Origin of the sequence: Ensifer sp. ENS03 (assembly GCF_014852035.1) — a bacterium.
Taxonomy (GTDB): Bacteria; Pseudomonadota; Alphaproteobacteria; order Rhizobiales; family Rhizobiaceae; genus Ensifer; species Ensifer adhaerens.
In genome coordinates this window covers 112,913-137,905 of record NZ_JACVAV010000008.1, presented here as the reverse complement: position 1 = coordinate 137,905, position 24,993 = coordinate 112,913, and the positions used below count along the sequence as shown (strand labels likewise).

The following is a 24,993-nucleotide window of genomic DNA, read 5'->3' as shown; positions in this document are numbered from 1 at the left end:
CGTCAACTCACGGGTAAGTAGTGCTCAAATCCTAGCCAATTGGCACGATACGGATGTCACTCCACGGCATCATCTTTCCAACCTAATCCTTCGAGGATCAGGTAGCCTTGTTTTCAATTTTGAAATTGGGCTAGTGCACATTTCTAGTAAGCGGTTAGCTGACGGCGTCTGACCTGAAGTTCCATGGCATGAGGGCGTCTATTTCTGACACGGGCCAGCCTTGAGCGATGCGGGTCAAGGTCTGGGAGAGCCAGTCGAGGGGATCGACGTTGTTCATCTTGGCGGACTGCAAGAGGGTGGCCAGCGTCGCCCAGGTCCGTCCGCCACCTTCGCTTCCGGCGAATAGACTATTCTTCCTCGTAATTGTCTGGGGCCTGATCGCGCGTTCGACAATGTTGGAGTCGATCTCGATGCGACCGTCCGCTAGAAAGCGCTCCAGCGCCTCGCGCCGAGTGAGAGCATAGCGGATCGCCTCGGCGGTCTTGGACTTCCCGGAGACCTTGCCGAGCTCTCTTTCCCAAAGGTCGAAGAGACTTGCGACAATGGCTGCGGACTTTCCCTGGCGAAGTGTGGAGCGGCTGTCGGCATCCTTGCCACGAACCTCATCTTCGATGCGCCAGAGCTCGGTCATTGCCAGGACAGTGTCTGTGGCGGCCTGCGAGACACCGCTGATGTGCAGATCGTAAAACTTGCGCCGTAGATGTGCCCAACATCCTGCAAGCTGGATCGTCTCGTTGCTGCCGGTTTTCGCCCGCGTCTTGGCGAGATTGGTATAGGCCGAGTAGCCATCAACCTGCAGGATGCCGGTGAATCCGGAGAGATGACGCGTCACGCAATCCGCGCCTCTGCTGTCTTCAAAACGATAGGCAACCATCGGCGGACTGGTTCCACCATAGGGGCGATCGTTGCGCGCATAGGCCCAAAGCCAGGCCTTGGTGGTTTTGCCCGAACCGGGCGCAAGAGTGGGCAGGGTCGTCTCGTCGGCAAAAATCCTTTCGCCCTCCTTGACCCTCTCCAGAATATAATCGGCCAGCATCTGCAGTTCGAAGCCCAGATGCCCCATCCATTGGGCCATCAGCGATCGGCTGATCTCGACGCCGTCACGCAGATAGATCGATTCCTGCCGATAAAGAGGAAGACCATCGGCGTATTTGGAAACGGCGATATAGGCGAGCAGCCGTTCCGTCGGCAGGCCGCCTTCGATGATGTGTACCGGCGCCAGGGCCTGGACCACGCCGTCGCTGCCCCGGAAGGCGTATTTGGGGCGACGCGTCACGATAACCCTGAACTTCGGCCGCACAACGTCCAGACGTTCGCAGCGGTCCTCACCGATCAGAACCTTTACCAGCCCCTCGCACCCGGCCGGAATTTCCGGCTCGATGACCTCCTCGATGCGCTCGAGATGGGCGGCAAAACCCTTGCGCGGACGCGGCGCTCGCTTCGGCTTGTCTTTGGCCGCGCGGTCGAGTTCGCTGCGGATTGCCGCTAGGCCCGTTTCGACCTCTTCGAAGGCAAAGGAGACCTGCTCGTCGTTGACCCCGAGGCGGAGCCGCTCAGAGCGCTTGCCATTTTGCGTGCGCTGCAAAACCTTCATGATCAAGGTCAGGTTGGCAATCCGCTCGTTGGCGCCCTTCTCAACCGCCTCCAACCGCGCGATCTCAGCCTCGGCCGCCTTCAACCGGGCCTCCTTCGCAGCCTGTTCGCGCGCCAACGCGAGAACCATCGCTTTCAGCGCATCAACGTCGTCCGGCAGGTCGCTAAGGGGCAAATCCATGAGGTCGAATAGAGCACAAGAACAGCCGCTTTCCCAATGATTACAGCAGCATGATTCATCTTGCCGCAGTCCCGCTCAGCCCGTCAGCAGCGGCCGCCTGACCTTGGTTGGCCGGATCTTCTTCCAGTCCAGACCGGCCAGAAGCGCCATCAATTGCGAATGGTCCAGGCGTATCCTGGCGGCCGATATGCCCGGCCAGCAAAAGCTCTGCTCCTCGAGCGTTTTCGAATAGAGGCAGACGCCGCTGCCATCCCACCAGACGATGCGAACACGGTCCGCCCGCTTCGATCGGAACACATAAAGCGCTCCGTTGAACGGGTCGAGACCGCCATCTCTGACCAGAGCCATCAAGGATGCCGCACCTTTGCGGAAGTCGACCGGCTGGCACGACACGTAAACGATGACACCGGACGCGATCATGCCTTGCGGACCGCCCGAAGTATCTTCGCCAGGTGATCCGCCTCGATATCGCCGGCGACGCGCACAACGACATCACCGATGACGATTTCGACCGTAGAGCTTGCCGCCGGCTCAACGCGCGCGAACTTGATCTCCGTCTTCGCGGTTTCCGTCAGAGGCGCAACCAACCCTGATGACAGCGCCTTGCGACGCCATCCGTAGAGCTGCGAGGGATCCAATCCCTCAGCACGCGCGATCGCAGAGACATTGGCTCCAGGCAACAACGTCTCGGCAATTAGGCGCTCCTTCTCCTCGTCCGGCCAGTCACGCGGCTTGCGTCGCGCCGGCGCCGCCGTCAAAACCTCAAATGTTCGCGGCTGATTCACACTGTCACTCATAGGATTCTCCGCATGATTCATGCAGAAAATCCCCGATCAGCGGGCCAAATGATACGTGGGGGTCCCTACGCGCTTACCATTTCTAATCTGACCGATGCCAAATCGCCGGAAGATTCCGCAACATCTGTGATTGCCGGACGGACGTTGGCAGAGCTTCCCACCGCTCCAACCGCCGACGTCACGGTCAATGGAACATTGCCCCTCCCGACACAGGCGACCGACCGGCGCTGTGCTGTTTTCGCTTCCGTGGCAGATGTGGACGGCAACGCGCGTCATGTATGCGCCCCAAACTACAACACTGGAATCGCGCTCGCCGCTAAAGCCTCCGCCAGTATCAGGGCGCGATCTTCAAGCGGCCATCGGCGACGCCGCTCTGGTGCTATCAGCACGATTGCATTTTCCATGAATTGCTCAGTCCGATCTGAAAAGCTCAGCCTCACGGCACACCAGGAGCTTGCCCGGGCGACGACCGCCCGAGGGAGGGAGTTAGCCTAGCCGACCATCGTCTCTGCGCTCGACTGCACGGCAACGCAAAGTGGTCCCAATCTTCTATCGCGCAAACGCGTAATCAACGAACTGCCCCTCTTCCGATTTGCCCACTTGCGGCCATGGCATCGAGACTGAGTTTCTGACCTTCAGATAGCGACAGGGCAGCCGCCGCCCACCTCCGAAACAACATCCTAGAACCTGAAATTGCTCAATTTGTCATTGAATTATCGAGCAGAATGGTTATGAGGAACCGAATCTAGATTACAAAAATTTGAGGATTAGACATGAGCATTTTCTCTTCCAATCAGTTTAAGAAAAACTTCAAATTCCTCAATAAATCGAAGTTATTCGATCAAGAATGGTACATTTCCGAATATAAATTGCCGAGGTCTATTAACGCACTGGAGCACTTCATCAAAAGAGGCTGGAAGAGCGGGTTTAATCCTTCAGTATATTTCGACACAAATTGGTATCTCCAAACGAACACAGACGTCAAGAGTGCCGGCATATGTCCACTAACACATTTTCTCCGATTTGGTATTCATGAAAATCGATCGACAAGCCCATTCTTTGATCCCACTAAGATGACGCACCGCGCACGAGCAGCGTTAAACGAAACTCATCCGCTTCTTGCATACATAACAAATCATGACTTGTTCAAAAAGGACGCAGTGAATCTCTTTGATATTGACTTCTACCAGAGCGCAGCTGCTGTGCAGGGAGTGTCTATTGATGGAGATCCTTTCAAACATTTCATGCACAACGGATGGCGCTTAGGTCTTGATCCGCATCCTTTGTTTTCAGTGTCCTACTATATTAACAGCAATCCGGATGTGAAGCTCGCAGGAATCAACCCCCTTGCTCACTACGCCTCCGCAGGAGGAGCAGAATTACGTCGTCCACATCCACAGTTTGATTGTGAGCACTATGTTCGTCAAATTGCCGACTGGAGTAAGCAACAAGGTTACACGCCGCTTCAACATTTCTTGGACGTCGGCGTGCACATTGGCGCCAACCCAAACTCAGATTTTGACGTAAACTACTACCTGCGAGTGAACCACGACGTCCGGGATGACGGAATAAACCCTTTTGTGCATTTCATTGTGCACGGACAGAAAGAAGGTCGTCCACATCAAGACCCATCAAGAAAACGCCGGACCCGAGAGCAGGGCCTTTCTGCGGCTGAGAGCGCAACTCTCGGAACCAGCCTGAGATCGCCGACCACGCCAATTTCAGTTGTAATTCCTACGTATAATAGAGTCCAAGTTCTTGCTGAAACTCTTGCATGCTGCTTCAGCCTCGGAAGCAAGCCGGAGATTGAGTTCATCATAATCAACGATGGCTCAACGGATGGGACCGCTGATTTCCTAAACGACCTCAAAGGCAGGATGTCCAACGTCGAGGTTATACACACAAGCAACGGCGGTCCGGGTTCAGCACGCAATCTCGGCGTTGCTCGCGCTAGACACGACGTCGTGCTGTTTATGGGGGATGATATCAGGCCCGCGGGACCGGATTTTTTTAATGCCCATAGTGACTTTCATGAGCGCCGCAACTCTCTAGGGGAGGCCGTGGTAGGCAAGACCATCTGGCCAAACGGTCGATCGCTTGATGTCGGCCCAGTCATGCGACATATCCAAGGCCGAGGCGGCGAACAGTTTGGCTTTGCCGACTTGACACCGTACGAGTGGATTGATTGGCGATTCTTTTACACCTCCAACATTTCTATGAAGAAGGCAGCAGTCAAAGATTGGTCCCAAGACGGCTTCTCTGATCATTTTAAGCTATATGGATTTGAGGACATTGAACTAGCTTATCGGCTATCGAAGGGAAACAATGGCCTTCGAATCTTTTATGATCCGTTGTCTGTCGGAGAACACATTCACCCCTACAACTTCGAGCAGTTTGTACAACGTCAGCTCAATACTGGACGTATGGCGAGGACTTTCCTTGACATTCACCCAGATGCCGCTGAGGCGCTCGGACTAACCACGATCCTTCTCTCTCTCTCCGACGAGAACCACGATAAAAGCAAAGATATGTCAGATATTCTGGCAATTTTCGAGGGGATCCGGGGATGGACGAACTATCTTGAGCGCCATCTTTTTCTTGGAAACAGCGGATTTCATGACGATTTAATGTCAGCGTTCTTCGAATATTCTTTCTACGTGGGCTTCATCAATGCAGCCCGCTCTCCCACTGAAAATACCGGCGCAGCACTACAGGCAGCATTTAACACCTTCTTAACTCGGATGCGTCGCTCGCTCCGGACAGAAGTAACGTCTCATGAGCACATTTTTCCATTGGTACCGTGAAATCCAAGAGATTCACGTTTTCTGACGGAGATAAGAGGATATTTTATGTTTTCTGCGCTGATCCCAGTATTTAATCACGAACACTACGTATACGAAGCAATCCACTCCTGCATCGTTGACCCCTTGGTCACGGAGATTTTGATTGTTGACGACGGTTCCCGAGATCGCTCCGTCGAAATCATCGAGAGCTTCTCGCAGCACCCCAAAGTAAAAATTCTCGACAATGGTGGAATCAATAAGGGCGCTCACAATCGCATCAACCAACTATGCAGAGCGGCAACGAACAAATGGCTCGCGGTTCTAAACTCCGACGACGCGTTTGTACCGCACAGATTTCAGTTGGCGCGCCAAGTCATTCGGGAGCTTCATCCGGCACTGATCACCGGTAGCATTTCGATTATCGATGAAGGAAGCAGAACCATAGGGCGCAAACGAGGACCTGCGGATCCCGAGTACGCCCTCCCGGAAGGCTTGAAGGACGACGGGCACCAGTCGTCTTTTCTGGCAATGCTGCTCAATCAAAACTTCATCGCGACAACCAGCAACATGATTTTCTCAAGGCAGTTGTTTGAGAAGTTAGGTGGCTTTAGAGACTATCGCTACATTCATGACTGGGACTTCGCCCTCCGCGCCTACCTTACTGACGTTTGTCACTTTTCGCCCGTAGCGCTGACCAAATACCGCGTTCACTCTAGTAACACAATTAAAGAGAACCCTTTATTCGTTGACGGCGAGATCACTCGAATGTTTGCAGATCTCTTCCGTGAATTTGCCCCAAAGCTGCAGGGTGATGAACTTGCAATTGCAATTAGGGGAAATTCCCACCTCGATCGCGGCACACGCGAATACCTTGCTCGGTTGAGCGATCCAGAAGAACAAACCACGAGAATTGACGAACCGGGATCTTCAAGCGCGGAACACCCAGTCGCTTGGGAAACCTGCGCGGTGCACGGCTCGTACAATCGGCGTGTCTCGCTAGCTAAGCATGTCTTGCGACTGGTCGAAAGACGACCAGATGACCTGTTATTCGAACGGACATGCATCCCCAGAGCAACGATTGACCCGAATAGGATATACGTTCCCAACCTTGGCGTTGACGGTGCAGTCGATTATGACTGCACCCATGAATTCCTCACATCCGCCCCAAGACCAGTGGTGTTCGTCCTTTCCGGCTTCTTTGCTGTTGGCGGGGTCGAGAGAAACACCGTAGAAATCATGCGGCAACTCCGAGCGGAGTTCGAGTTTGTCGTTGTTACCTTCGAGCCGCATTTCACGGAGGTAGGTTCACTCCACCATCAACTTGACGAGATAGGCGTCTTATGCGTCGATCTTGCGCATCTGGTGACGGTCGACCGGTATGAGCAGGTAATTCAAGAGTTAGCAGCCCTGTTTCCGCCTGACGCCGTATGGATAATCAACGGTGCGACATGGATCGCTGAAAACGCCGGACGCTTGCGTTGTATCTTCGCTGACAGCCGAATTCTCGATCAACAAGTCTACGACACCGAAGCTGGCTGGATCCAAGAGTTTCGCCGCCCTGGCGTACTCGCTGCCGACCGCTTCATTGCAGTTAACAAAAAGATTGAAGCTACCTTTCGAGAAAAGTTCAATATACCCCCCCAGCTCATTTCGCAGATTTATCCAGCGCTTTCATTCGAACGTGTGGCTCAAATAGATGCGAAAAAGGCTTCGCGGCAGGCGATTGAAGTCAGGTTTGGGCTCCAGAACGACAAAACCAATATAGGGTTTATTGGAAGACTTACCTCCCAAAAGCGTCCCGAACGATTCCTTGATTTAGCAAAACGCTTTTTAGATCGACCCGAAATTCAGTTTGTTATGGTCGGCACTGGACCGTTGGACGACTTTTGTCAAAACGAAATCGCAACGAACAATTTAACGAACACGCGCACAATTAAGTTCTTCGAGGATGTAAGCGACATTGGTGCATTCCTTGATGGACTCGTGATCTGCTCGGACTACGAAGGTCTGCCTATAGCTCTCCTGGAATCGATGTCCATGGGCATCCCTTTTCTCAGCACAGATGTCGGCGATATCCGCGCCGTCAACGACGTGTACGGAGGTGGCATCATTCTTCCAAATTGGGACGCCGACCGCGCGGAAAGTGAAACCGCCAATTGGTTGGACAGGACACCCGAGTTACGTGCGCTCCTTGAGGAGCAACGCGAAGATATAAAGGCCAATTTTTCGGCCAGCACGCTTTCGCGACGCTATAGCGAACTATTCACGAGCTGAAAGTGTGTATATTTGAGCATGTCGAACCAAGACAAGATACTGTTTTTAACCAACCATATGACAGATCTGACAGGATCATCATTTGTCGTCTTGGAATTCGCGCAAGAATTTATTAAGCGCGGGTATCAAGTCGACGTAGGATGTGTCGCGCTCAGGGAGCCAATGTCAGCTCTGCTTTCGCGGAACGGCATTAATGCCTTCACCATCCAGGAAGTAATCGATCCTTGCCAATATCGCATCATTTGGTGCCAACATATTACATTTGGCTGGATAGACTTGAAATTTCTGTCACGCGCCAAACATAGAATCAGTTTTGTATTCTCGCACCTTGGACCAACAGAACCGCTAGAGCAGATCACCTGCCCGTTGGAACTCAGTCTAGCAGACGCAATCCTTTTCAACTCGCCGGAAACCCTTTCATCTTCGCAACTACCGGCAAGTCTCCAACACAAGGCGATGGTGTTTTACAACGCGTGCCCTGAGGCCTTTTTCAAAGCTCATAGGATCAGAGATGAATTGGCACGCATACTCTACGTTTCCAATCACTCCGTCCCGGAATTGGATCGCGCCCTCGAAATGTTACGGTCAAATGGGTATCATGTTGAGCGTATCGGCGTTGCAAATGGTGTCTATCGACCAATTCTCCCAAATGACTTGAACTGGGCAGACACCTTGGTCTCGATCGGCAAGACCGCAATCTATGGACTCGTCGCCGGTGTGCCCGTTTACATCTACGGGCCTCACGGAGGGCCAGGCTATGTGACATCAACAAATTTCAACAAGAATGCCTCTTACAATTTTTCCGGTAGGCCCTTTAACATCCGGAAATCCGCTGAGGTGATAGCTTCAGAGCTCGTTAGACGGCGCCAGGCGCCCCTCAAATTTACTTCCAATCTGTCTGAGCGACGAAGAAAACGCTACAATCTATCCGCGTTCACAAGTGAACTTATAAAGAAGACCGCCGGCGGATCCAAAAAAGAAATCAGCCATGATATGCTAATCCAACAGCAGCTTTACCGAAACGTATGTGAAGCATGGCGGCGAAATACGTCTTAAAAGGACCGCGCTGCCTTTCCGACTCTTGGCAGAAGGGCACATATCTGTATAAATGATTAAGAATATCGATCAAATTGGTCATCAATTCCGAAAATATCTTTTACCTCAATGATCTTCATAGGAGGCTTACCTGGAAAATTCAGATCCTGGCCGAATTCCCATTCACCGTAAGCCGCTTTCACCTTTGACATAAACTCTGTTGCGGCAGCGTTTGACGAATTATTCAGTTTGTTATTTAGATCTATCCGAACCAGGTTCATATGGCGCATTGAAATTAGCTCCAGAGGTAGTAGAAGCGTCTGATTGGAGCCATTCAAGCGCCGAGTGGGATCGACAAAGGCCGCTGGATAAGGCGCATCGAGAACCAACTCATCGGCCTCCTCGATCTTAGTAAGGAAGGCGCAACACGTATTATCCGGCATCTCCGAACGCCAAATCGGGCGCTTTATGTGCAAATACGTCCTCACGGCCGTGGATATAATATTGTTAGCCTCAATAAAGTTCTTCGCAGCGGCAAATTCATCTGACGGATAATACTCGTCACAATCCATCGTGAGAAAATGAGATACACCGGCGTTCTTCGCTAGCTGCAGTCCAATATTACGCTTATTCAATTCGTTCCTTACGGGAGCTATTGAAAAATCGGGCTCGTAGATATGAATGTCATCCACCAAACGTTCTGCCTCGATTTGGTGTAGTACCACTTCGAGTCCCGGAGCCGCCGAATTGCCGACATTGGACACAAATTGAACTACAATATTTATGTAGTCCAAATTCCTCCGCATCAAGCGAAGTGAATGAAGGAGGTGCTCCTCGCCATTAAACACGTTGTAACTTGCGCCTGAAATCATACGGTTATCTCGCGAACATGTCGTCGACTGTATACTTGCGTGATAGCATAGAAGAAGCAATCGTAGAGGCTACAGGTCGCCGCCCGCGTCGAAATTGGAACTGACACGATAGCCCAAATCACCTATCCTGCGACTGAGCTAGATTAGCCAGATATCTACCGTACGAGCTCTTGCCCATCTTTCCCGCGAGCAACCCAAGCTGTTGTGACGAGATAAAATTCATCTTAAACGCAACTTCTTCGGGGCAAGATATTTTGAACCCCTGCCGCCGCTCTAATGTCGCGACGAACTCGCTAGCATCCAAGAGGCTATCCGGAGTGCCAGTATCAAGCCAAGCGTAGCCTCTGCCAATTAACTCCACATTGAGCGCTCCTCGCTCTAGATATGAACGATTCACATCCGTAATTTCAAACTCCCCACGGGGGGAAGGTTTCAAGTTCGCAGCTATTTCGACGACGCTCGAATCGTAGAAATACAGACCCGTTACGGCCCATTGCGATTTCGGTACCGTGGGTTTCTCCTCTATGGAAATCGCCTTCATCGCAGCATCAAACTCCACCACGCCGTACCGCTCCGGATCTGTCACGTGGTATGCGAAGACCGTGGCTCCGTCAGTTCGGTTAGTTGCTCCGCGAAAAAGCTCAGTAATTCCGTGCCCGTAAAAAATGTTGTCACCCAGTATGAGGCAGGACGGGCTAGAACCGACAAAGTCCGCACCAATAACATAGGCTTGAGCCAAACCATCGGGCGTTGGCTGCACCGCGTAACTAAGCTCAATACCCCAATTAGACCCGTCTCCCAGCAACCGTTGAAAACTCGGAAGGTCTTGTGGCGTCGAAATTACTAGTATTTCACGAATACCGGCCAACATGAGTGTAGACAGCGGATAATAGATCATCGGCTTATCATAAACCGGCATTAGCTGCTTCGACGTTACGAATGTCATCGGATGAAGCCTTGTTCCACTTCCCCCTGCAAGAATTATTCCCTTCATCGGCACTTACATCCCATTACTTATTAAAATAGCATCATTACGTAGACAGCAATCTTCGAATGACTTCCTCAGTCGACTTTTTCCAGAACGGTAATCTGACCCCGTGACTAGCTTCCAACTTTGTACAATCAAGCGCTGAATTTGGAGGTCGACGCGCAAGTGTGGGAAAGTCTGAACTCGGGATTTTTACTACATCCGCATAGGGGCCGCCGCACTCCTTAGAAATATCGAAGATATAGCTCGCGAAATCCGCCCAGCTTGTGATCCCTGTTCCCGCAGCGTGGAAAACACCTCGAAGCTCAGGCGCCTCGCTCGAGAGCAGATTTCTCACTACACCTAAGATACTGTCGGAAAGGTCGAGCGCGCATGTCGGATTCCCTACCTGGTCGTCGACAACTCGGACAACGCTTTGCGTCTCCGCCAACCGTAACATTGTGAGTAGAAAATTCCTTCCAAACGGGCTGTAGACCCACGCAGTGCGCAAGATCGCATAATCTTTGGTATGCTCAGCGACAGCGTGCTCGCCAAGCAATTTTGAGTGCCCATAAACTCCAGTTGGGTTGGTACGATCTTCTTCCGTATATGCAATCCCCTTCTGGCCATCGAACACGTAATCTGTCGAGATATGTACCATCGGGATACCTAATTCCGCCGCAGCTTTGGCTATTTCAGCTGGGGCATCACCATTAACCCTGTGCGCCTCATCCCGATCGTGCTCCGCCTTGTCTACTGCGGTATATGCGGCCACGGATACGATCGCATCAGGTCTCGCATCAATCAACGCACCAGAGATGCGAGCAAGATCAGCCAGGTCTAGTTGTGGGCGCCCCAATGAAACAACTTCTACATCAAGCAGCGAACGGGACCGTTCAAGCAGGCATCGAAGCAACTGTCCTTCGCTGCCAGTGACAACGATCTTTCGCCTGTGTGTCATATCACACCTGTCCCGCTGCTAGTGCTCTCCAGAAGTCCAAGTCGATCGCCGGAATATCCCTCCCTGAGTGGGCTCCACCACCATTGATTCTCGAGGTACCATCGCACAGTTTTCTCAATTCCTGTGTCGAAATTCTCCGCGGCCCTCCAACCCAATTCACTCTCAAGCCGTGTTGCGTCTATAGCATAGCGTGCGTCGTGGCCGGGTCGGTCGGCGACATAGGAAATGAGTGAGGCATACGCGGAAGGCCGAGGTCGATGAATGTCCATCGTCTCGCAGATTCGCATAACCACATCTATATTCCGGCGTTCGTTCCGACCGCCAACGTTATACGTTTCACCAATTTTTCCGCGTTCTACGATGACATCAAGCGCACGTGCGTGATCTTCGACAAAGAGCCAATCGCGAACGTTTGAACCTGTGCCATACACGGGAAGTGGTTTAGCCTCGAGAGCATTGATGATAGTGAGTGGGATCAGTTTCTCGGGAAAATGGTAAGGACCGTAGTTGTTGGAGCAGTTTGAAACAACAACCGGTAGTCCGTACGTCCTTGACCAGGCTTTCACCAAGTGGTCAGAGGAAGCCTTGGATGCCGAATACGGAGAACTCGGGTCATAGGCGGTTTGCTCCGTAAACAGACCGTCGTCTCCAAGTGAGCCATACACTTCATCTGTTGACACATGCAGAAAGCGGAATTTTTGTCTTCGGATTGGCTCCAGCGACGCCCAGTATGACCTAGCGCACTCTAACATATTGAATGTACCAATCACGTTCGTCTCGATGAACGCTCTTGCGCCGGTTATGGAACGGTCCACATGGCTTTCGGCCGCGAGGTGCATAACTCGATCTGGACGGAATGTCTCAAACGCCTCCGTTATCAAGCGCTGATCACAAATGTCGGCTTTCAAGAATCTATGATTTACACGACCCTCAACCGCCGCGAGCGACGTGGTCGTACCCGCATAGGTCAGCTTGTCAATGGTCAGCACCTCATAGCCCTTCTCCAGGACCAAGTACCTGACTAGCGCCGATCCTATGAACCCGGCGCCGCCCGTCACCAACACACGCATTTAAATTCCTCGTTCTAGATGAAGATGAATGACCGACCGCGGCGAGACGGTCCTTACTTCTCCGCTCCTTCAGGTGCAACATAGTCAAACCAGTCCTCCGATTTTGAAAGGCTGGGATGAAGCTTATCTTTTTCAGAGAGGGTTGCCGCGCTTTCTCGCACTGGCCAAGCGATGTTGAGTTCCGGGTCATTCCAAATAATTCCGCGATCGCAAGCCGGGCTGTAGTAGTCTGTTACTTTGTAAGAAACCTCAGTGTTGGGCTCCAATGTGCAGAAACCGTGCGCGAAACCGGGCGGCACCCACAATTGCGAAGCGTTTATTGCAGACAGTTCGCGGGCCACGTGCTTGCCAAAGGTCGGAGAACCACGCCGGATATCAACTGCGACATCCAGAATTGCCCCCGCGACGCAGCGAACAAGCTTACCCTGGGCCGCGGGGTGAACTTGAAAATGAAGACCGCGAATCGTACCCGCATCTCGAGAGAGAGAGTGATTATCCTGAACGAACTGGTAGTTCCCTACGGCTTCCTCAAACAACGACTGCCGGAAAGACTCCATAAAGAAGCCCCGATCGTCTCCAAACTTGCGTGTATGAACCACAAATACCGCAGGGATCTCAGTGCGTTCAAACTGCATGTTGCCGCCTTATCTCTTTGCAAGTTGGTAGTCCCACCCAATAGCCGACTCTGGGCAGGTTCGAAAGTCGTCAAACAATTAATTATTGAAACCAACGTCTCGGTTTATGGAGCTGGTCGGGGATAGAAACTATAGGATCGCTCCTGTCTTTACTATACCCAGGATTGATTGCCGGATCGCTGAAAGCTTCGGTTTGGTGGAGCCTCCGAAGGTTCTGCTTTTCCCGCTCAAACCGCTTTCCTTTAACGCCGCCGTGATCCGGGCCTCGTGACACAGACTCATGATGGTAAAGGCAGGCAAAAGGCGTCCATACAGCGCGATAGCCAGCCTTGTAGGCACGAATACAGTAATCTACGTCATTGTAAGCGACAGCAAAATTGTGCTCATCCCACTCTCCGAGCATTTTCGCGCATGCTCCAGAAACAAGCATCACGGCGCCCGTCACGCATGTCATAGACTGTCGAACGCTTAACCGGTTCATCGGCCCAGAAAAATTCTTGTGCTTGTTCAAGAACCAATGACCTGCAAGCCCGCCGAAACCAGCAATCACACCCGCGTGCTGTATAGTGTCGTTGGGATAAAGAAGCTTCGCACCGACAATTCCAACATCGTCAAACTGCAAGCAGGAAACCATCTCTTTCAACCAATCACTGTGGATGACTTCAACATCATTGTTGAGGAGCAACAAGTGCTCGCTCGAAGCGAGTTTCATACCGCGGTTGACGGAACGCGCAAAATTGAACTCTTCGACGCAAAAGTCGACAATGAAGGAATCTGGATGGTATGTCCGGTAATATTCATACAGTTTCAGGACCTCAGGGTCATCCGTGCCGTTGTCCACGACGATTACTTGAAGAGCAGGATAGTCGGTTTTCAAGTAGAGGTCGGACAGCACCCTTTCTATCAGCTTGAACGAATTCTTACTCGGAATAATCACGGTTATCGACGGCCAGTTATCATTCTGTATCTGAAATTCGATTCGATGAAGCGTCTTCGTTATCGCTTCGCCAACTTCAATTTGTCGATCGGGACTGGAGAACGCCTCACACAGTGCGCGGCGCGCGCTGTCTGTGGCTTTGCCGATGAACTTCTTGGAGAAACTTTTGTTGCTCTGTCGCCACCAGTAGGCGGGATACGGCAGGTGAACGATGCTGCTCTCTGGCAGATCAGAAAGATATCGCAACAGCAAATCGTAGTCCTGCGAACCTTCAAAACCGAGCCGCTGGAGCCCGACCGCATTCAGGCGTTCACGCTTGTAGACAGAGAAATGGTTGATGTAATTCACGCCAGATAAAAGCACAGGATCATAGGCCGGTTTGAGCATAAGACCTGTGGGCTGTAGATTTTCATCAACGATGACTTCGTCCGTGTAGAGAAACTCAATCGTAGGGTCGCCCTCAAGGACTTGACGGATCACATATAGCGCCCACGGCGCGATCACGTCGTCGTGGTCCAAGAGAGCGATCCATTTGCCACGAGCCTCCTTGATACCAGCGTTCGTTGTTGCCGCAATACCCCGGTTCTCCGGATTCATAACCACACGAACTTTGTCAGAATTATTGAGACCGAGAAGCCATTGACGAGTCTCCGGACTCGTCGACGCGTCATCGCTAAGGATCAACTCAACGTCCTCATCGAGTTGTTCCCGAAAGGAATTCAAAAGGTCGCTGAGATACCGCACCGGTGCATTGTAAACTGGAACGATCACGCTCAACCAAGGCTCCCTGCCGAGGATCTCAGCTCGTGTCAACGACACCTCCGCCATCGCGTACATACTATCTAAGTAGCGCACGGTCGCGGATCGCTTCCCCCCAACCTTGGTCGGCCTCCATCTTCGCCAGAATCGCGGCAGCTTGCCAAGTTCGACGATCGCAAGGTCCCGATGTCGCCGCTCAAGCTCACGAACGAAACTGGCAACCTCGCGCTGCGTCGAGAAATCCCGTACATCAAACGAAAATAATGCAGGACCGGTGCATGGATCGACACGGAGAGAACAGATCGTGCCAAACGATCCGACATCGATTTTGATCGCGAAGGCCTGCCCCGCACCTAACTCTCTTGCGTCTTGTTCACGAAAACCCAGGCCGTTGTTGATGTAGATTTTCGGATCAATCGTGTCGCTCAAACTCGCAAGGTACAGGACTACAAAGCGCCGCCGGACGACGGAGAATTCAATCCGAAAACCAGGATCTTCACCGTCGGCCTCCCAGCACGTCTCACGTTTTGCCGTATCCGCTTTCCGGGCAAGGTCCTGAATAGGAGTTACAGTCAATGTCATGCGGCATTACCCCTCGAGCATGCGCCGTCTCAGGAGACGCTCCAATAGCAGCCCAAGACACAAAGATCCCGCACCCCAAGACAAAAGATACCCCTTATCCACGTAATGCCGGCTATAGCTCTCAAAATATGCCGATCTCATCCACTCTACGCACTGAAACACTGGATTATAAGCAAGTGCTTCCGCCAACTGTGATGGCATGGAAGCAGCTACAAACAGTGTTCCGGACGAGATATATATAATAATAAGAAAGAGCGCGTAGAGCGTAACAAAAAACTCAAAGAACATACTAATAACGCCACACAACGACCCTATACCAACAGCCAATAGGAGCGTGGCCAAGAATGCATACGCCGCTTCGACAATATCGAAAGGGTATGGATTCTCTCCCATAAGAGCAAGTAAGGAGAACGCAAAGAAGGCCGTCAAACAGGCTGCTATTATTTCGAGAAATGCGCGTGCAAAGACAATGTCTATCATCGTAACTGCCGGAAAAGCCAGCATAGGCTTATTCAAGATAATGGAATACGACATGAATCGAGAAACGTACATGAAGGTAAGCGTCGGTATCAAGCCGGTGAGGAAGAACACGTTAAGGCTATCGCCAAATGGTGACTTTCTCCCCATCATAGTATATATGAGCAATAGTACAAACATGTGACCTAGCGGCCATAGCGACACCACGAGGAAGCCAAGCCCATGGTTGAAAAAACGCGTACGCATATCGCGAAGCATAACGGCTTTCATCACATTCGTCTTTTGCGCTAATGCGTAACGTATCGTCGTCGGATCTTTTGCTTTTTCGGGATAAGCGTAGGTTGTCACTTCGTCGGTTCTCTTGAAAGTGGGCTGAGCCCAGGCAGCGTTAAGGAGCTACGGGCCACCATCTGCTGCAGCGAACATCTAGTAGCCACTGCAGCCGTTCGCCTTTTCTCGGATGATGCCACCAACTCGTCGATTGCGGCTATCCAGCACTCGAACGTGTTTTTAACGTGGATCTCACCGTGCTGGCGGTTTCGGTCAAAGACTTCAGTTTCGGAAAAAATAGCCGCCGCTCCAGACCGACAAACGTCTATTCTTTTTGTATCTGCTCGGCAGGCGTTCGCCTGGTTTGGCAACAAAGGAACTAAGGCGATGTCAACCTTAAACATCCCGCAATAGTGAAGGTAATCAGCCCAAGTCAACTCCGGCAGAATATGAAGCCTTCGAGCGTCAATCCTTGCACGGCGCCAGACTGCAGCATTTCGTCCGGACGCAACCACCTCAAAATGAAGGTCGCCGTGGCGGGCCATCGCAGCTTCAACAATTGGCACAAGAAATTTATGTTCCACCACGTGCACTCCAGTAGCGTGATAGGCCATTGTCAACGGTCGCGCCTGCTTAAAAGAAACGATTTCCTCATCAGGCGCCGGTGGCAACAAAAATACATTTGAACTTCGAGTTTTAAGAGAAGTGGCTAACGGCTCAGTGGAAGCCCATACAAAGTCTAAGAGAGGATTGAGTCGGAGAAGCGGAAAAATTCCAAACAACAACAACTTAAACTTGTAGCGAACGCTTACGTCGGGACTCGTGACAATAGCCGCCATATCGTCATCTAGAAACAAACTGATGCCGCTTAATCTATCAATGTTCCCGCGAAGCCATCTAATCTGTTCTGGCCTTACATAGCGGCAAACAACTACGAACAGGCCGTCTGGCTCAATATCACTTGGCGCGCCATCATTGATGGAGCGAATGACCACGCGGACGCTGCGGAGCGCCCCTAATCTCTTTTCGAGATAGTAAGAGAAGGACGGGTTGGGATGTTGCGAAAGAACCAGGACCGTCTCAATCTTTTTTCTTGGGCCAGGCCGCAATGCAGCACCCATTGCGCGTGGCTTGGGAAGCATCCGGTAGACCAAGAATTGGTACAGGTTTCGCACACGAGTAAGGAGTAAATTCTGCGGCCCAGGCAATATCAACTGAGTTTGGTCCGCGCGATCGAAATCAGGCCTATTGAACCGGCCCAAGCCACGAGTGAGATGCCAAAAACGCAAACAATCCAAAACAAGCGTTTAGGATACTGTGCATCATCGGGAAGGCTTGGAGCGAGGAAAGCGTCGAGATACATAAGTTGCTGGCGACTTACAAATTGTACTTGCTCGAAAGTCCGCATACTTGACGCGAACTGCTGCTCAGCCAGTTGCCGCTCCAACTGTAATTTAGTGAACTCAACGGAGACATCGGCAAGATTCCGTGTTCCCGCACCGCCCTGTCCGGCTAGTTGTCGTTTCAGATCCTCAATCTGATTCTCCTTGCTGGCAATCTCCCGCGCGAGTACCTTCATTTGCGGTGAGTTCTGCGACATGCTTTCGAGCTTCGACGAGTACGCTTCCTCCAGCGTGAGCTTTTCTCCTTGCACGGTGGTCAGCAAATGCGACAAGATCTCCGACGTGCCCTCAACGGTGAAAACACCAGAGCTGTTCTGTTCGGTGGCTATCCTCTCCCGCACGCTCTGAAGGTTCTCGCTCGCTCTGTCGAGACTTGACTGTGCAGTTGCAACCACATCGCGCCATATACGGGAATTGAGATCGTTGATAACTCGCTCGGAGGCCCCGATCACCGCCCGAAGAATCGTTTGCGCATCTTCACCAGAAAACGCCTTCACTTTTACCGTCACGATACCGCTCGACGCGCTGACCGTCGTGGTAACCATACGCTTCCAATAATCCAAAAATTCCTCGTAAGTAACATCAACTGGCAAACGCGCAATTTGATCGATCTCAGGTTTCGAATAGAGAGCTCTCACGTTCAGTTGCGCGTCTAATGCCTCGAGCATAGCTCGGCTGACAACGTAGTTCGTGACTATCTGCGTATCCTGAACGATTTTTGCCGACGGTATTCCCGTTACCTTCCCGAGCTGATCCTTACCTAGAGCCGGCGTCGATGCGCGCACCGTAAACCGCGCCTCGGACTGATATTGGTCCGACGCAATCAGCCCGAAGTACATAAGCGATGCCACATTAGGGACTACAAAGACAAAAATTGTTAAAGCAATTGCAGCTGCTCTGAAAAGGCGATCTGCCAGCTTTGGCCGCAATCCAACCGCCTTGTAGAGCCGGCTGCGATTAGACGTCGAGAAACGGAGCTTACGCGCGGTGGTAGCCAAAGCCTGAGCTACAGCACGACTTTGCTGAAGTGCTGAAGGAGAGGCCGACTTGGCCTCGATTTTCGGTGTGTCCTCGCTCATACCGGCTACGTGTATCTCACTGCAAACAATTCCAGATGTTAACGGTTCAGGCGATAATACGTCTCGACCGCCGCTTCGACATTGTCAAATACTAGCAGCTGTCCGTCGACCAACACCATACCCTTGTCGCAGTACGCATTGATGGTTTCCATGCTATGCGATATCATAATAATATCCGAGTTTTTTCGGCGGTTCTCAAACGCCACGCGACACCTCTCCTGAAATCTGGCATCTCCTACCGCTGTAATTTCGTCAACAAGATAACAATCAAATTCGATCGCCATTGAGAGGCCGAAAGCCAGTCGAGCCATCATACCTGACGAATATGTATAGACTGGAGCATTGATGTAGTCTCCGAGTTCGGCGAAGTCCTCCACGAAGTTTGCGACGCGCCTAACATCCTCTCCGTAGACCCGAGCGACAAAGTTCAGATTGTCTTTACCTGTCATTCTGGGATGAAATCCCCCGGCAAAGCCGAGCGGCCAAGAAACGCGCAGGTCTTTCTTAATCTTTCCCGTGTTCGGCAGAGACGACCCTGCGATCATTTTCATCGTAGTGGACTTGCCGGCCCCATTCACGCCCAAAAGACCGTAAGAGTAACCCGGCAAGAACTCGACATTGGTCCTATCGAGGATGACTTTCCTGTGTTGTTCTGTCTTGAAATGTTTTGATACGTTCTGAAAGCGAATCATACGTACCTCTATAAACGATGATCTTCCACAGAAGCCCACGCCAACGCAATTGTAACCCAAGCAATAGTCAACGCTAAGAGCATTAGTAGCGGTGTTGCCAGTCGGCGGGGGTAGAGCGCTTCCTGAGGCGTACTGGGCTCCACGAAGACTACGACGTAGAGGGCTTTGCGCAAGGCTTCGGCTTGTGCCACCTCAAAATTCTTCCGTGCAATTTGATAGAGCCCTTCGGCGACGCGTCGGTCGGTCTCCAGTTGCGAAAAGCGGAGAAGCGATTGGGAGATATTGCTATCCGCCTTGGATGATCCAGCTATTTGCTGTTGAAGCTTCTGCAGTTGTTCTTCAAGACTCTGCTGTGTAATGGTCAGTTGCTGATACGCGGGCGACTCTTCCGCAAGAGACTGTCTAAGAACAAAAAGCCGAGAGTCGATTTCTAGCTTCTTTTCCAGGAGACCCGTCAAAAGCTTTCCAGTCTGTGTGGCCTGTGTCGCAGGATTCAAAAAACCCGCTGAGTTTTGGTACTGGTTCATCATCTGCAGCGAGGCTTTGTACAATGCGGCTGTACGATCAACCTCGCCGCCAAAGCGGCGGATAACATCCTGTTGCGCCCGCTCCGACAGTTCATTTATAAGCCGCTCACTCTCCTCTACAATTACGCCTGCAAGTTGCGCGGACTCGGCAGGCGTGAATGTCCTGACCTTGAGAGTGACTATCCCCGATGGACCATCGATAAACGTAGTGACTTGCTCGTTCCAATATTTAAGAAAATCTTCATTTGATCTTCCGGTGTCAAATCGAGACAGAAAATCTGCATCAGGCCGCGCGAATATCGCGCGAAGGTCAAGTTTCTCGGAAACTCGGCGCAGAATTTCCGTCGAGTGAATAAAGCTCGTAACTACATAAGCGTCTTGCGACACATTGCTCATGGAAAGCACGTCACTGTCGACGTCATCTTGCGCGCTTTCGCGCGCGATTGTTCGCACCGCGAATCGTGCCTCCGCCGTATATTGGTCAGAAGCGATAAATGCAAAATATAGAACACTGGCCAAAAATGGCAGGATGACAGCTGCGACATAAGAGACAACCGCAAAGGGGGACTTTCCGCCGGATCGTGTCTGGGGCTCATTTATTTCGGCGCCCGGTTCCGCGATCTCACGATTGTCGAGGACGTCAAGCGCGCGGCCGCGCAACTGGCGCTTGAGAGTCAAGGGCGCCAGCTTGCGAAAGATTTCCGGCATACCTGAAACCCTGGAGGACAGGCGCGGTTCTTTTGGCTTTGATTCAATCATTCGGCGCGCTTCTGAAAACCTCAGCTAAGTTGCGAATGGCGTAGCTGTGTGGCCTGCCGCACGTAGTAGTCAAAAATCAGATCATCTTCAAGAAGCAGCTCCGCGATAGGCATGGTCCGGAGTGTTCCGGCCAAACGTTCGACCAACACATGAGGCTCTGCGATCAGCATACCATTAGTCTCAACGCCCAAGAGTTCGCTGATCGCATTTGCAAATGGGAGTGTGTCGTTATTGTGCCCAACGATTTCAAAACGAGAGAGCAAATCGATGGCCGCAGCGATCTCCCGTCGGGTGGGAAGTTGCTCGGGCGTCGAACAGGCCAATTGTCGCGTTGTAGGAGAGATCAAAACGTTCCTGACTTTCTCGGGTGCCTTTCTGAGCGAACGATTGATCGCTGCTGGATCGTCCAAATCCAAATCTTCAAAAAACTGCGCGGCAGGGTTCAGCATTAGTCTATCTCGATCTCCCAAGAACTTAGGCGTAGACCGAGCCATGCGCTTGAGGATTGCTATGCGCGTGGCCAACTCATAGTACGGGTCGGTCAGCAGAACGATCCCCTTAAAACCCTTGTCAAAGAACTGCTGGTAGTTACGCAAGAGCAGACGGCCGCTGAGATAGATCGAATCGACAGCGTTGAGGTGAAACGCTTGTAGTGTTGTCTCGTGTCCGAAGCGTTCGACGCTTTGCAGAGCGTATTGAAATGACCCGCCTAAATATTGATCAAGCTTAATCATTGGGAGAAGTTGCGTCTCAAGTCGGATGACCTTCATATCTACCTGAAAAAAGGGCCTTGGACGGCGATAAACCAGTAAGCCTGATTTTTGGTCATGGACGGACAGGGTTGTGCGCTGACCCAAGTTCGGCACGTTACTTTCATCCAAACGAAAACCCACCTCGCCGGTTTCATGGCGTCCCGACGCAACAACCGCGGGGCGCAATTGATCACAAGGCAAGGTGACGATTGCGCCCTGATGATCGGCGACAACGATATGGGGTCTTTCGGAAAACCCATCAGGTATCACGTAACCTTCGACTACGTCCCCAAAATCACGCTCGAGATTGAAAAGCACCTCACAGTTCCCCTGATCTATCGCTGAGCAAATAAACAGAAACAGGGGCCTCCACTGTGGTCTAGTTCCTCGTGAGCGATTTCCAACCGCTGAAAGCCCAAGGAGCGCAGGAGCTGAAGGATATCGTCGCGATGCATCCAATAGTGACGGTCCCTCATTCCTCCACAAAACGATTTGTTCGAATTTGCGCTGAAGTACCCTCGTTCGTAGTAGCGCACCGGGACATCGTTGACGACACGGCGCTCTACCTTACCACTAAATGGAAGTCTTCGAACGTCGCCTTCCGGCATCACCTCATCGAGGAAGAAATGGGTCCAGATAAAAACACTATCCGTCCGCCGCGCCAACTGAACCAAAAATTCAGCGGGTTCATGCATGTGATAGAGTACGCCGGACGCTATGGTCAGATCATAGCGAATTTCTTGCTCTTCCAACCATCGCTGAGCATCTCCTAAATAAAAATGGGCACTGTTGAGCTGGAGAATTTGCTTGGTTACTAGACAGCGTAGGAAGCACAGTTGGTTCGCCTCTACAGCGTCGATCCTTGCTGGGCGTTGCCGATCGAGCATGTAGGTATGCATGCCCTCCAACGGACCGATTTCAAGCAGCTTTCGTCCTTCTATCGAACCGAACTGGGCAAGCGCCCACTCGATCCTGCCGTCCGCGAAAAGTGGATGTGTGCCAGCCGTCACTCCGGCCTCTGCAGGGAACGCGGAATTCCATCCAGGCAATGCGTCGATCGCATTCTGATCGCTAGGAACACTTTTCGAGTATTGGTCGAATACCCGGTCGACAATCTTGGTTGTGACAAGGTTGCCCGGCGTCATCGACGCGTCTCGCCGTATTCTCCATTTTTTCCAAAACTGAAACATATTCTTTCCTGTGGGAGCGGCAGTTTGCTTAACTGAGCTTATAGAAACGGCTCTCTGCGATGGCAATTAGGATCGCGTCAAACAAAATTTTGCTTGCCCGAGCCGCGAGCACGGCTAGCGCATCCCCGACCTCCCTTAGGCCGGGTTGTTATCGCGAACAATCAGTCCTCCATTGGGCATCTTGATTCGCAACGCCACCCTATCAGCCCACATACTAGCAGGTGAAGGTGAAGGATCCGGGACTTAAACATCAGCAGAATCCACTATCCTGCTGTCGACTTCCACCTGAGAAACTCGTCCGGCCCCTTCGACGCGCCGCGAAATAGAATTTGATGTGACTCTCTGTCTCCATCCAAGACCGGTCATCCGCTTGGCAGCCTCACAAGGACTTGCGATCGGCCTTGTGACACTATCTTCTAAGGCAGATCATTGAGACGTTCTCGGCGATAGATCGCGTGGATAGGCCTCAAGTACATAATCCTCAGCGATAAGCGATAGATTCGGATTATGATACGGATCATTCCGCAAAAGATCGCCCCAGCGTTGATACACGGTCCGTTCTTCTGCCGCGAAACGACGCAACTTCTCGGGTGTGTTGTCCGCACCGCGGGATACCGATTCTTTATGCACGAGAACACTTTGGGGTGTCCATACAATCTGCGAGCCCGCCTGGCGCACTTTGACGCAGTAGTCCACATCGTTGAACGCCACCTTTAAATTGTTCTCATCCATACCTCCGGTCTGCACCCAGAGGCTCTTTCGAGTCAGCAGGCATGCGGCAGTAACCGCTGAGACCTCTCTTCGTTCGCGAAGGAGACCATGATCCTCGACTGATTCTGGGTGAAGGAAATGGAAAGTATGCCGGGCTACCGTTCCCGCTCCGAGCGTTACGCCCCCGTGTTGAACGTAACCATCGGGGAAAAATAGCAAGCTGCCAGCAGCTCCGGTACTTGGATCGTCCAGCTCCCGAGCAAGCTTAGCAAGCCAGTCCGGCTGCAATGGCTCGACATCGTTGTTTAGCAGGAGGATAAGTTCATAGCGCGACGCGCCCACGCCGATATTGCACGCTTTTGAGAAATTGAACTCTCCGGGGAGGGGCAAGCGACGAATTTTACCAACCTCCCGATATCGCTCCATGAGAGCCAGCGTTTTGGGATCACTGCTATCATTGTCGATGACAATAACATCTAGAACTACACCGCTGGTGCTTTCAAAAAGCCCCCTTAGGCAAGCTTCAAGCAGGTCCGCGCGATCACGCGTCGGGATTATAACGCTCACATGAGGTAGCTCAAGCGGTTCCGATGGGAGCCGCGCTGGTCCGGAGACACGTTGGCGTGGAGCGTCTCTATGCAAAAGTACGCGTGGTATGTGAAACACTGCGTCTCGGCGACCATTTGCAGCCTTGGCGATCACCTCTCCCATCGGCATTGCCTCAAGATCGAGCTCGTCCGGTAGGTCCGCCACTCGGATGAGTGCGCCGTCTAATGCGAGCCAACCGGATTTGGCAAGCGGTGGGTTCCAAGCCGGCTTGAGGAATGGCTCAACCCGGCGACCACGTTTGGTGAGGCGATCTTCATCGCAATAAACCGCGACCACCGATTGCGATAATGCGAATGGACGCACAAGCGCTTCCAGCGCACGTGGGGCCAGGCGCATGCCTGCGGGAACTCGCATCCATAAAAGCGGTCGAACTGCATCCCGCTCTTTGATGTTGGCGACTTTGTCAGGCGATATCTCGACGTGGTGACGCCAAGTCTGCGCAATCAGTGACGCTCGAGTTTGAGCGATGGCCTCCTCAATGTCGCCCACAATCGAAACGACAACAAGGGGCTTCGTAGGCCAGTTGGTAGGTAGCGTGTCAGGCAGCTCCGCGCGCTCTGCTGCCTGCTGCGCTCCGATCCACTCGCTATAGCTCGGTGCGGACATAGCATCTACCTGCCGGGCAAAGCGGAAGGTCGCGCCTTTCAAGTTGAACGCTAATAAGAGGCGGAGCACACGAAGCATGAACAACGGTCGTTGCAGCACCAGCCGAAGCCCGATTTCCAGCAATGAAAGTCGACGGATGGTTATTCCCGGATCAACGTCTGCCCACACTTCCGCGGTCGCTTCATCTGCGATAAGCGTAACGCCGTCGAATTGAACCGGCATCCATCCATAAAACCGTCCTCGTCCTTTGGCATTTACCAGAAAAGATCGAAAAACAGTGGCAGGCACCCTGCCTCTACGATGCAACCCCAAACGAGGCCGCAAACCCAACCGATGATTAGGATCTTTAACTGTTAGAATGACGGGATGGTTGGCATAGTAACTTGGCGCAGCTTTGAGCTGAACTTTAAATTCGACCTTTTTAGCGTCAGCCATAATTCTCTTCTCTGCAGTTCAAGCGGCTACGGCGGCA

The 24,993-nt window shown here is 52.1% G+C and carries 20 protein-coding genes; 3 read left to right on the top strand and 17 right to left on the bottom strand.

Annotated elements, in window-relative coordinates; all coding sequences use genetic code 11:
• Nucleotides 1-154: 154 nt before the first annotated feature.
• From IB263_RS24615 to IB263_RS24605, 3 genes are all read right to left on the bottom strand, one after another.
• Complete coding sequence (locus IB263_RS24615; protein ID WP_192439188.1) at nt 155-1,774, bottom strand: IS66 family transposase; 1,620 nt, start codon at nt 1,772-1,774, stop codon at nt 155-157.
• 75 nt (nt 1,775-1,849) lie between these two features.
• Entirely contained in the window at nt 1,850-2,122 is a 273-nt protein-coding gene (tnpB, locus tag IB263_RS24610; RefSeq protein WP_011970902.1) for an IS66 family insertion sequence element accessory protein TnpB, read from the bottom strand.
• 68 nt (nt 2,123-2,190) lie between these two features.
• Nucleotides 2,191-2,592, bottom strand: a complete 402-nt coding sequence (locus IB263_RS24605) for a transposase (protein WP_246811079.1) — start codon at nt 2,590-2,592, stop codon at nt 2,191-2,193.
• Between the two features lie 752 nt (nt 2,593-3,344).
• Here IB263_RS24605 and IB263_RS24600 point away from each other — a divergent pair.
• The 3 genes from IB263_RS24600 to IB263_RS24590 are packed head-to-tail and all read left to right on the top strand — an operon-like array spanning nt 3,345 to nt 8,684.
• Nucleotides 3,345-5,375 carry a glycosyltransferase family 2 protein gene (locus tag IB263_RS24600; RefSeq protein ID WP_192439186.1) on the top strand — a complete coding sequence of 677 codons (2,031 nt, stop codon included), beginning with the start codon at nt 3,345-3,347 and terminating at the stop codon, nt 5,373-5,375.
• Nucleotides 5,376-5,420: 45 nt separating this feature from the next.
• Nucleotides 5,421-7,628, top strand: coding sequence for a glycosyltransferase (locus IB263_RS24595; protein WP_192439185.1), 2,208 nt, complete (start codon nt 5,421-5,423; stop codon nt 7,626-7,628).
• 18 nt (nt 7,629-7,646) lie between these two features.
• Nucleotides 7,647-8,684 carry a hypothetical protein gene (locus tag IB263_RS24590; RefSeq protein WP_192439184.1) on the top strand — a complete coding sequence of 346 codons (1,038 nt, stop codon included), beginning with the start codon at nt 7,647-7,649 and terminating at the stop codon, nt 8,682-8,684.
• 56 nt (nt 8,685-8,740) lie between these two features.
• Here IB263_RS24590 and IB263_RS24585 read toward each other — a convergent pair whose 3' ends face one another.
• The 14 genes from IB263_RS24585 to IB263_RS24520 form a co-directional block, all read right to left on the bottom strand.
• Complete coding sequence (locus IB263_RS24585; protein WP_210338313.1) at nt 8,741-9,457, bottom strand: hypothetical protein; 717 nt, start codon at nt 9,455-9,457, stop codon at nt 8,741-8,743.
• Nucleotides 9,458-9,653: 196 nt separating this feature from the next.
• A complete protein-coding gene (gene rfbA, locus IB263_RS24580) occupies nt 9,654-10,529 on the bottom strand; it encodes a glucose-1-phosphate thymidylyltransferase RfbA (protein ID WP_192439180.1) in 876 nt (291 codons plus the stop codon).
• Between the two features lie 37 nt (nt 10,530-10,566).
• Entirely contained in the window at nt 10,567-11,463 is an 897-nt protein-coding gene (rfbD, locus tag IB263_RS24575) for a dTDP-4-dehydrorhamnose reductase (RefSeq protein ID WP_192439178.1), read from the bottom strand.
• Nucleotides 11,460-12,533 carry a dTDP-glucose 4,6-dehydratase gene (gene rfbB, locus IB263_RS24570; protein ID WP_192439176.1) on the bottom strand — a complete coding sequence of 358 codons (1,074 nt, stop codon included), beginning with the start codon at nt 12,531-12,533 and terminating at the stop codon, nt 11,460-11,462. Before rfbB ends, rfbD begins: the two co-directional genes overlap by 4 nt.
• A gap of 53 nt (nt 12,534-12,586) precedes the next feature.
• Entirely contained in the window at nt 12,587-13,168 is a 582-nt protein-coding gene (gene rfbC / locus IB263_RS24565) for a dTDP-4-dehydrorhamnose 3,5-epimerase (protein WP_192439175.1), read from the bottom strand.
• A gap of 82 nt (nt 13,169-13,250) precedes the next feature.
• Nucleotides 13,251-15,446: a glycosyltransferase gene (locus tag IB263_RS24560; protein WP_192439173.1), complete on the bottom strand. Its 2,196-nt coding sequence runs from the start codon at nt 15,444-15,446 to the stop codon at nt 13,251-13,253.
• A gap of 6 nt (nt 15,447-15,452) precedes the next feature.
• Nucleotides 15,453-16,271: an ABC transporter permease gene (locus IB263_RS24555; RefSeq protein ID WP_371814201.1), complete on the bottom strand. Its 819-nt coding sequence runs from the start codon at nt 16,269-16,271 to the stop codon at nt 15,453-15,455.
• Nucleotides 16,268-17,314 (bottom strand): hypothetical protein, encoded by a 1,047-nt coding sequence (locus tag IB263_RS24550; protein WP_192439171.1) that lies wholly within the window; start codon nt 17,312-17,314, stop codon nt 16,268-16,270. Before IB263_RS24550 ends, IB263_RS24555 begins: the two co-directional genes overlap by 4 nt.
• A gap of 89 nt (nt 17,315-17,403) precedes the next feature.
• A complete protein-coding gene (locus tag IB263_RS24545) occupies nt 17,404-18,675 on the bottom strand; it encodes a capsule biosynthesis protein (protein WP_192439170.1) in 1,272 nt (423 codons plus the stop codon).
• Between the two features lie 38 nt (nt 18,676-18,713).
• On the bottom strand, nt 18,714-19,367 hold the full coding sequence (locus IB263_RS24540) for an ABC transporter ATP-binding protein (RefSeq protein ID WP_192439168.1): 654 nt from the start codon (nt 19,365-19,367) through the stop codon (nt 18,714-18,716).
• An 8-nt stretch (nt 19,368-19,375) separates the two neighbouring features.
• Nucleotides 19,376-20,653 carry a capsule biosynthesis protein gene (locus IB263_RS24535; protein WP_192439166.1) on the bottom strand — a complete coding sequence of 426 codons (1,278 nt, stop codon included), beginning with the start codon at nt 20,651-20,653 and terminating at the stop codon, nt 19,376-19,378.
• 20 nt (nt 20,654-20,673) lie between these two features.
• Nucleotides 20,674-21,723: a hypothetical protein gene (locus tag IB263_RS24530; RefSeq protein ID WP_192439164.1), complete on the bottom strand. Its 1,050-nt coding sequence runs from the start codon at nt 21,721-21,723 to the stop codon at nt 20,674-20,676.
• A 17-nt stretch (nt 21,724-21,740) separates the two neighbouring features.
• Nucleotides 21,741-22,595, bottom strand: a complete 855-nt coding sequence (locus IB263_RS24525; RefSeq protein ID WP_246811078.1) for a bifunctional 2-polyprenyl-6-hydroxyphenol methylase/3-demethylubiquinol 3-O-methyltransferase UbiG — start codon at nt 22,593-22,595, stop codon at nt 21,741-21,743.
• A gap of 426 nt (nt 22,596-23,021) precedes the next feature.
• Nucleotides 23,022-24,956: a glycosyltransferase family 2 protein gene (locus IB263_RS24520; RefSeq protein ID WP_192439162.1), complete on the bottom strand. Its 1,935-nt coding sequence runs from the start codon at nt 24,954-24,956 to the stop codon at nt 23,022-23,024.
• Nucleotides 24,957-24,993: the final 37 nt, after the last annotated feature.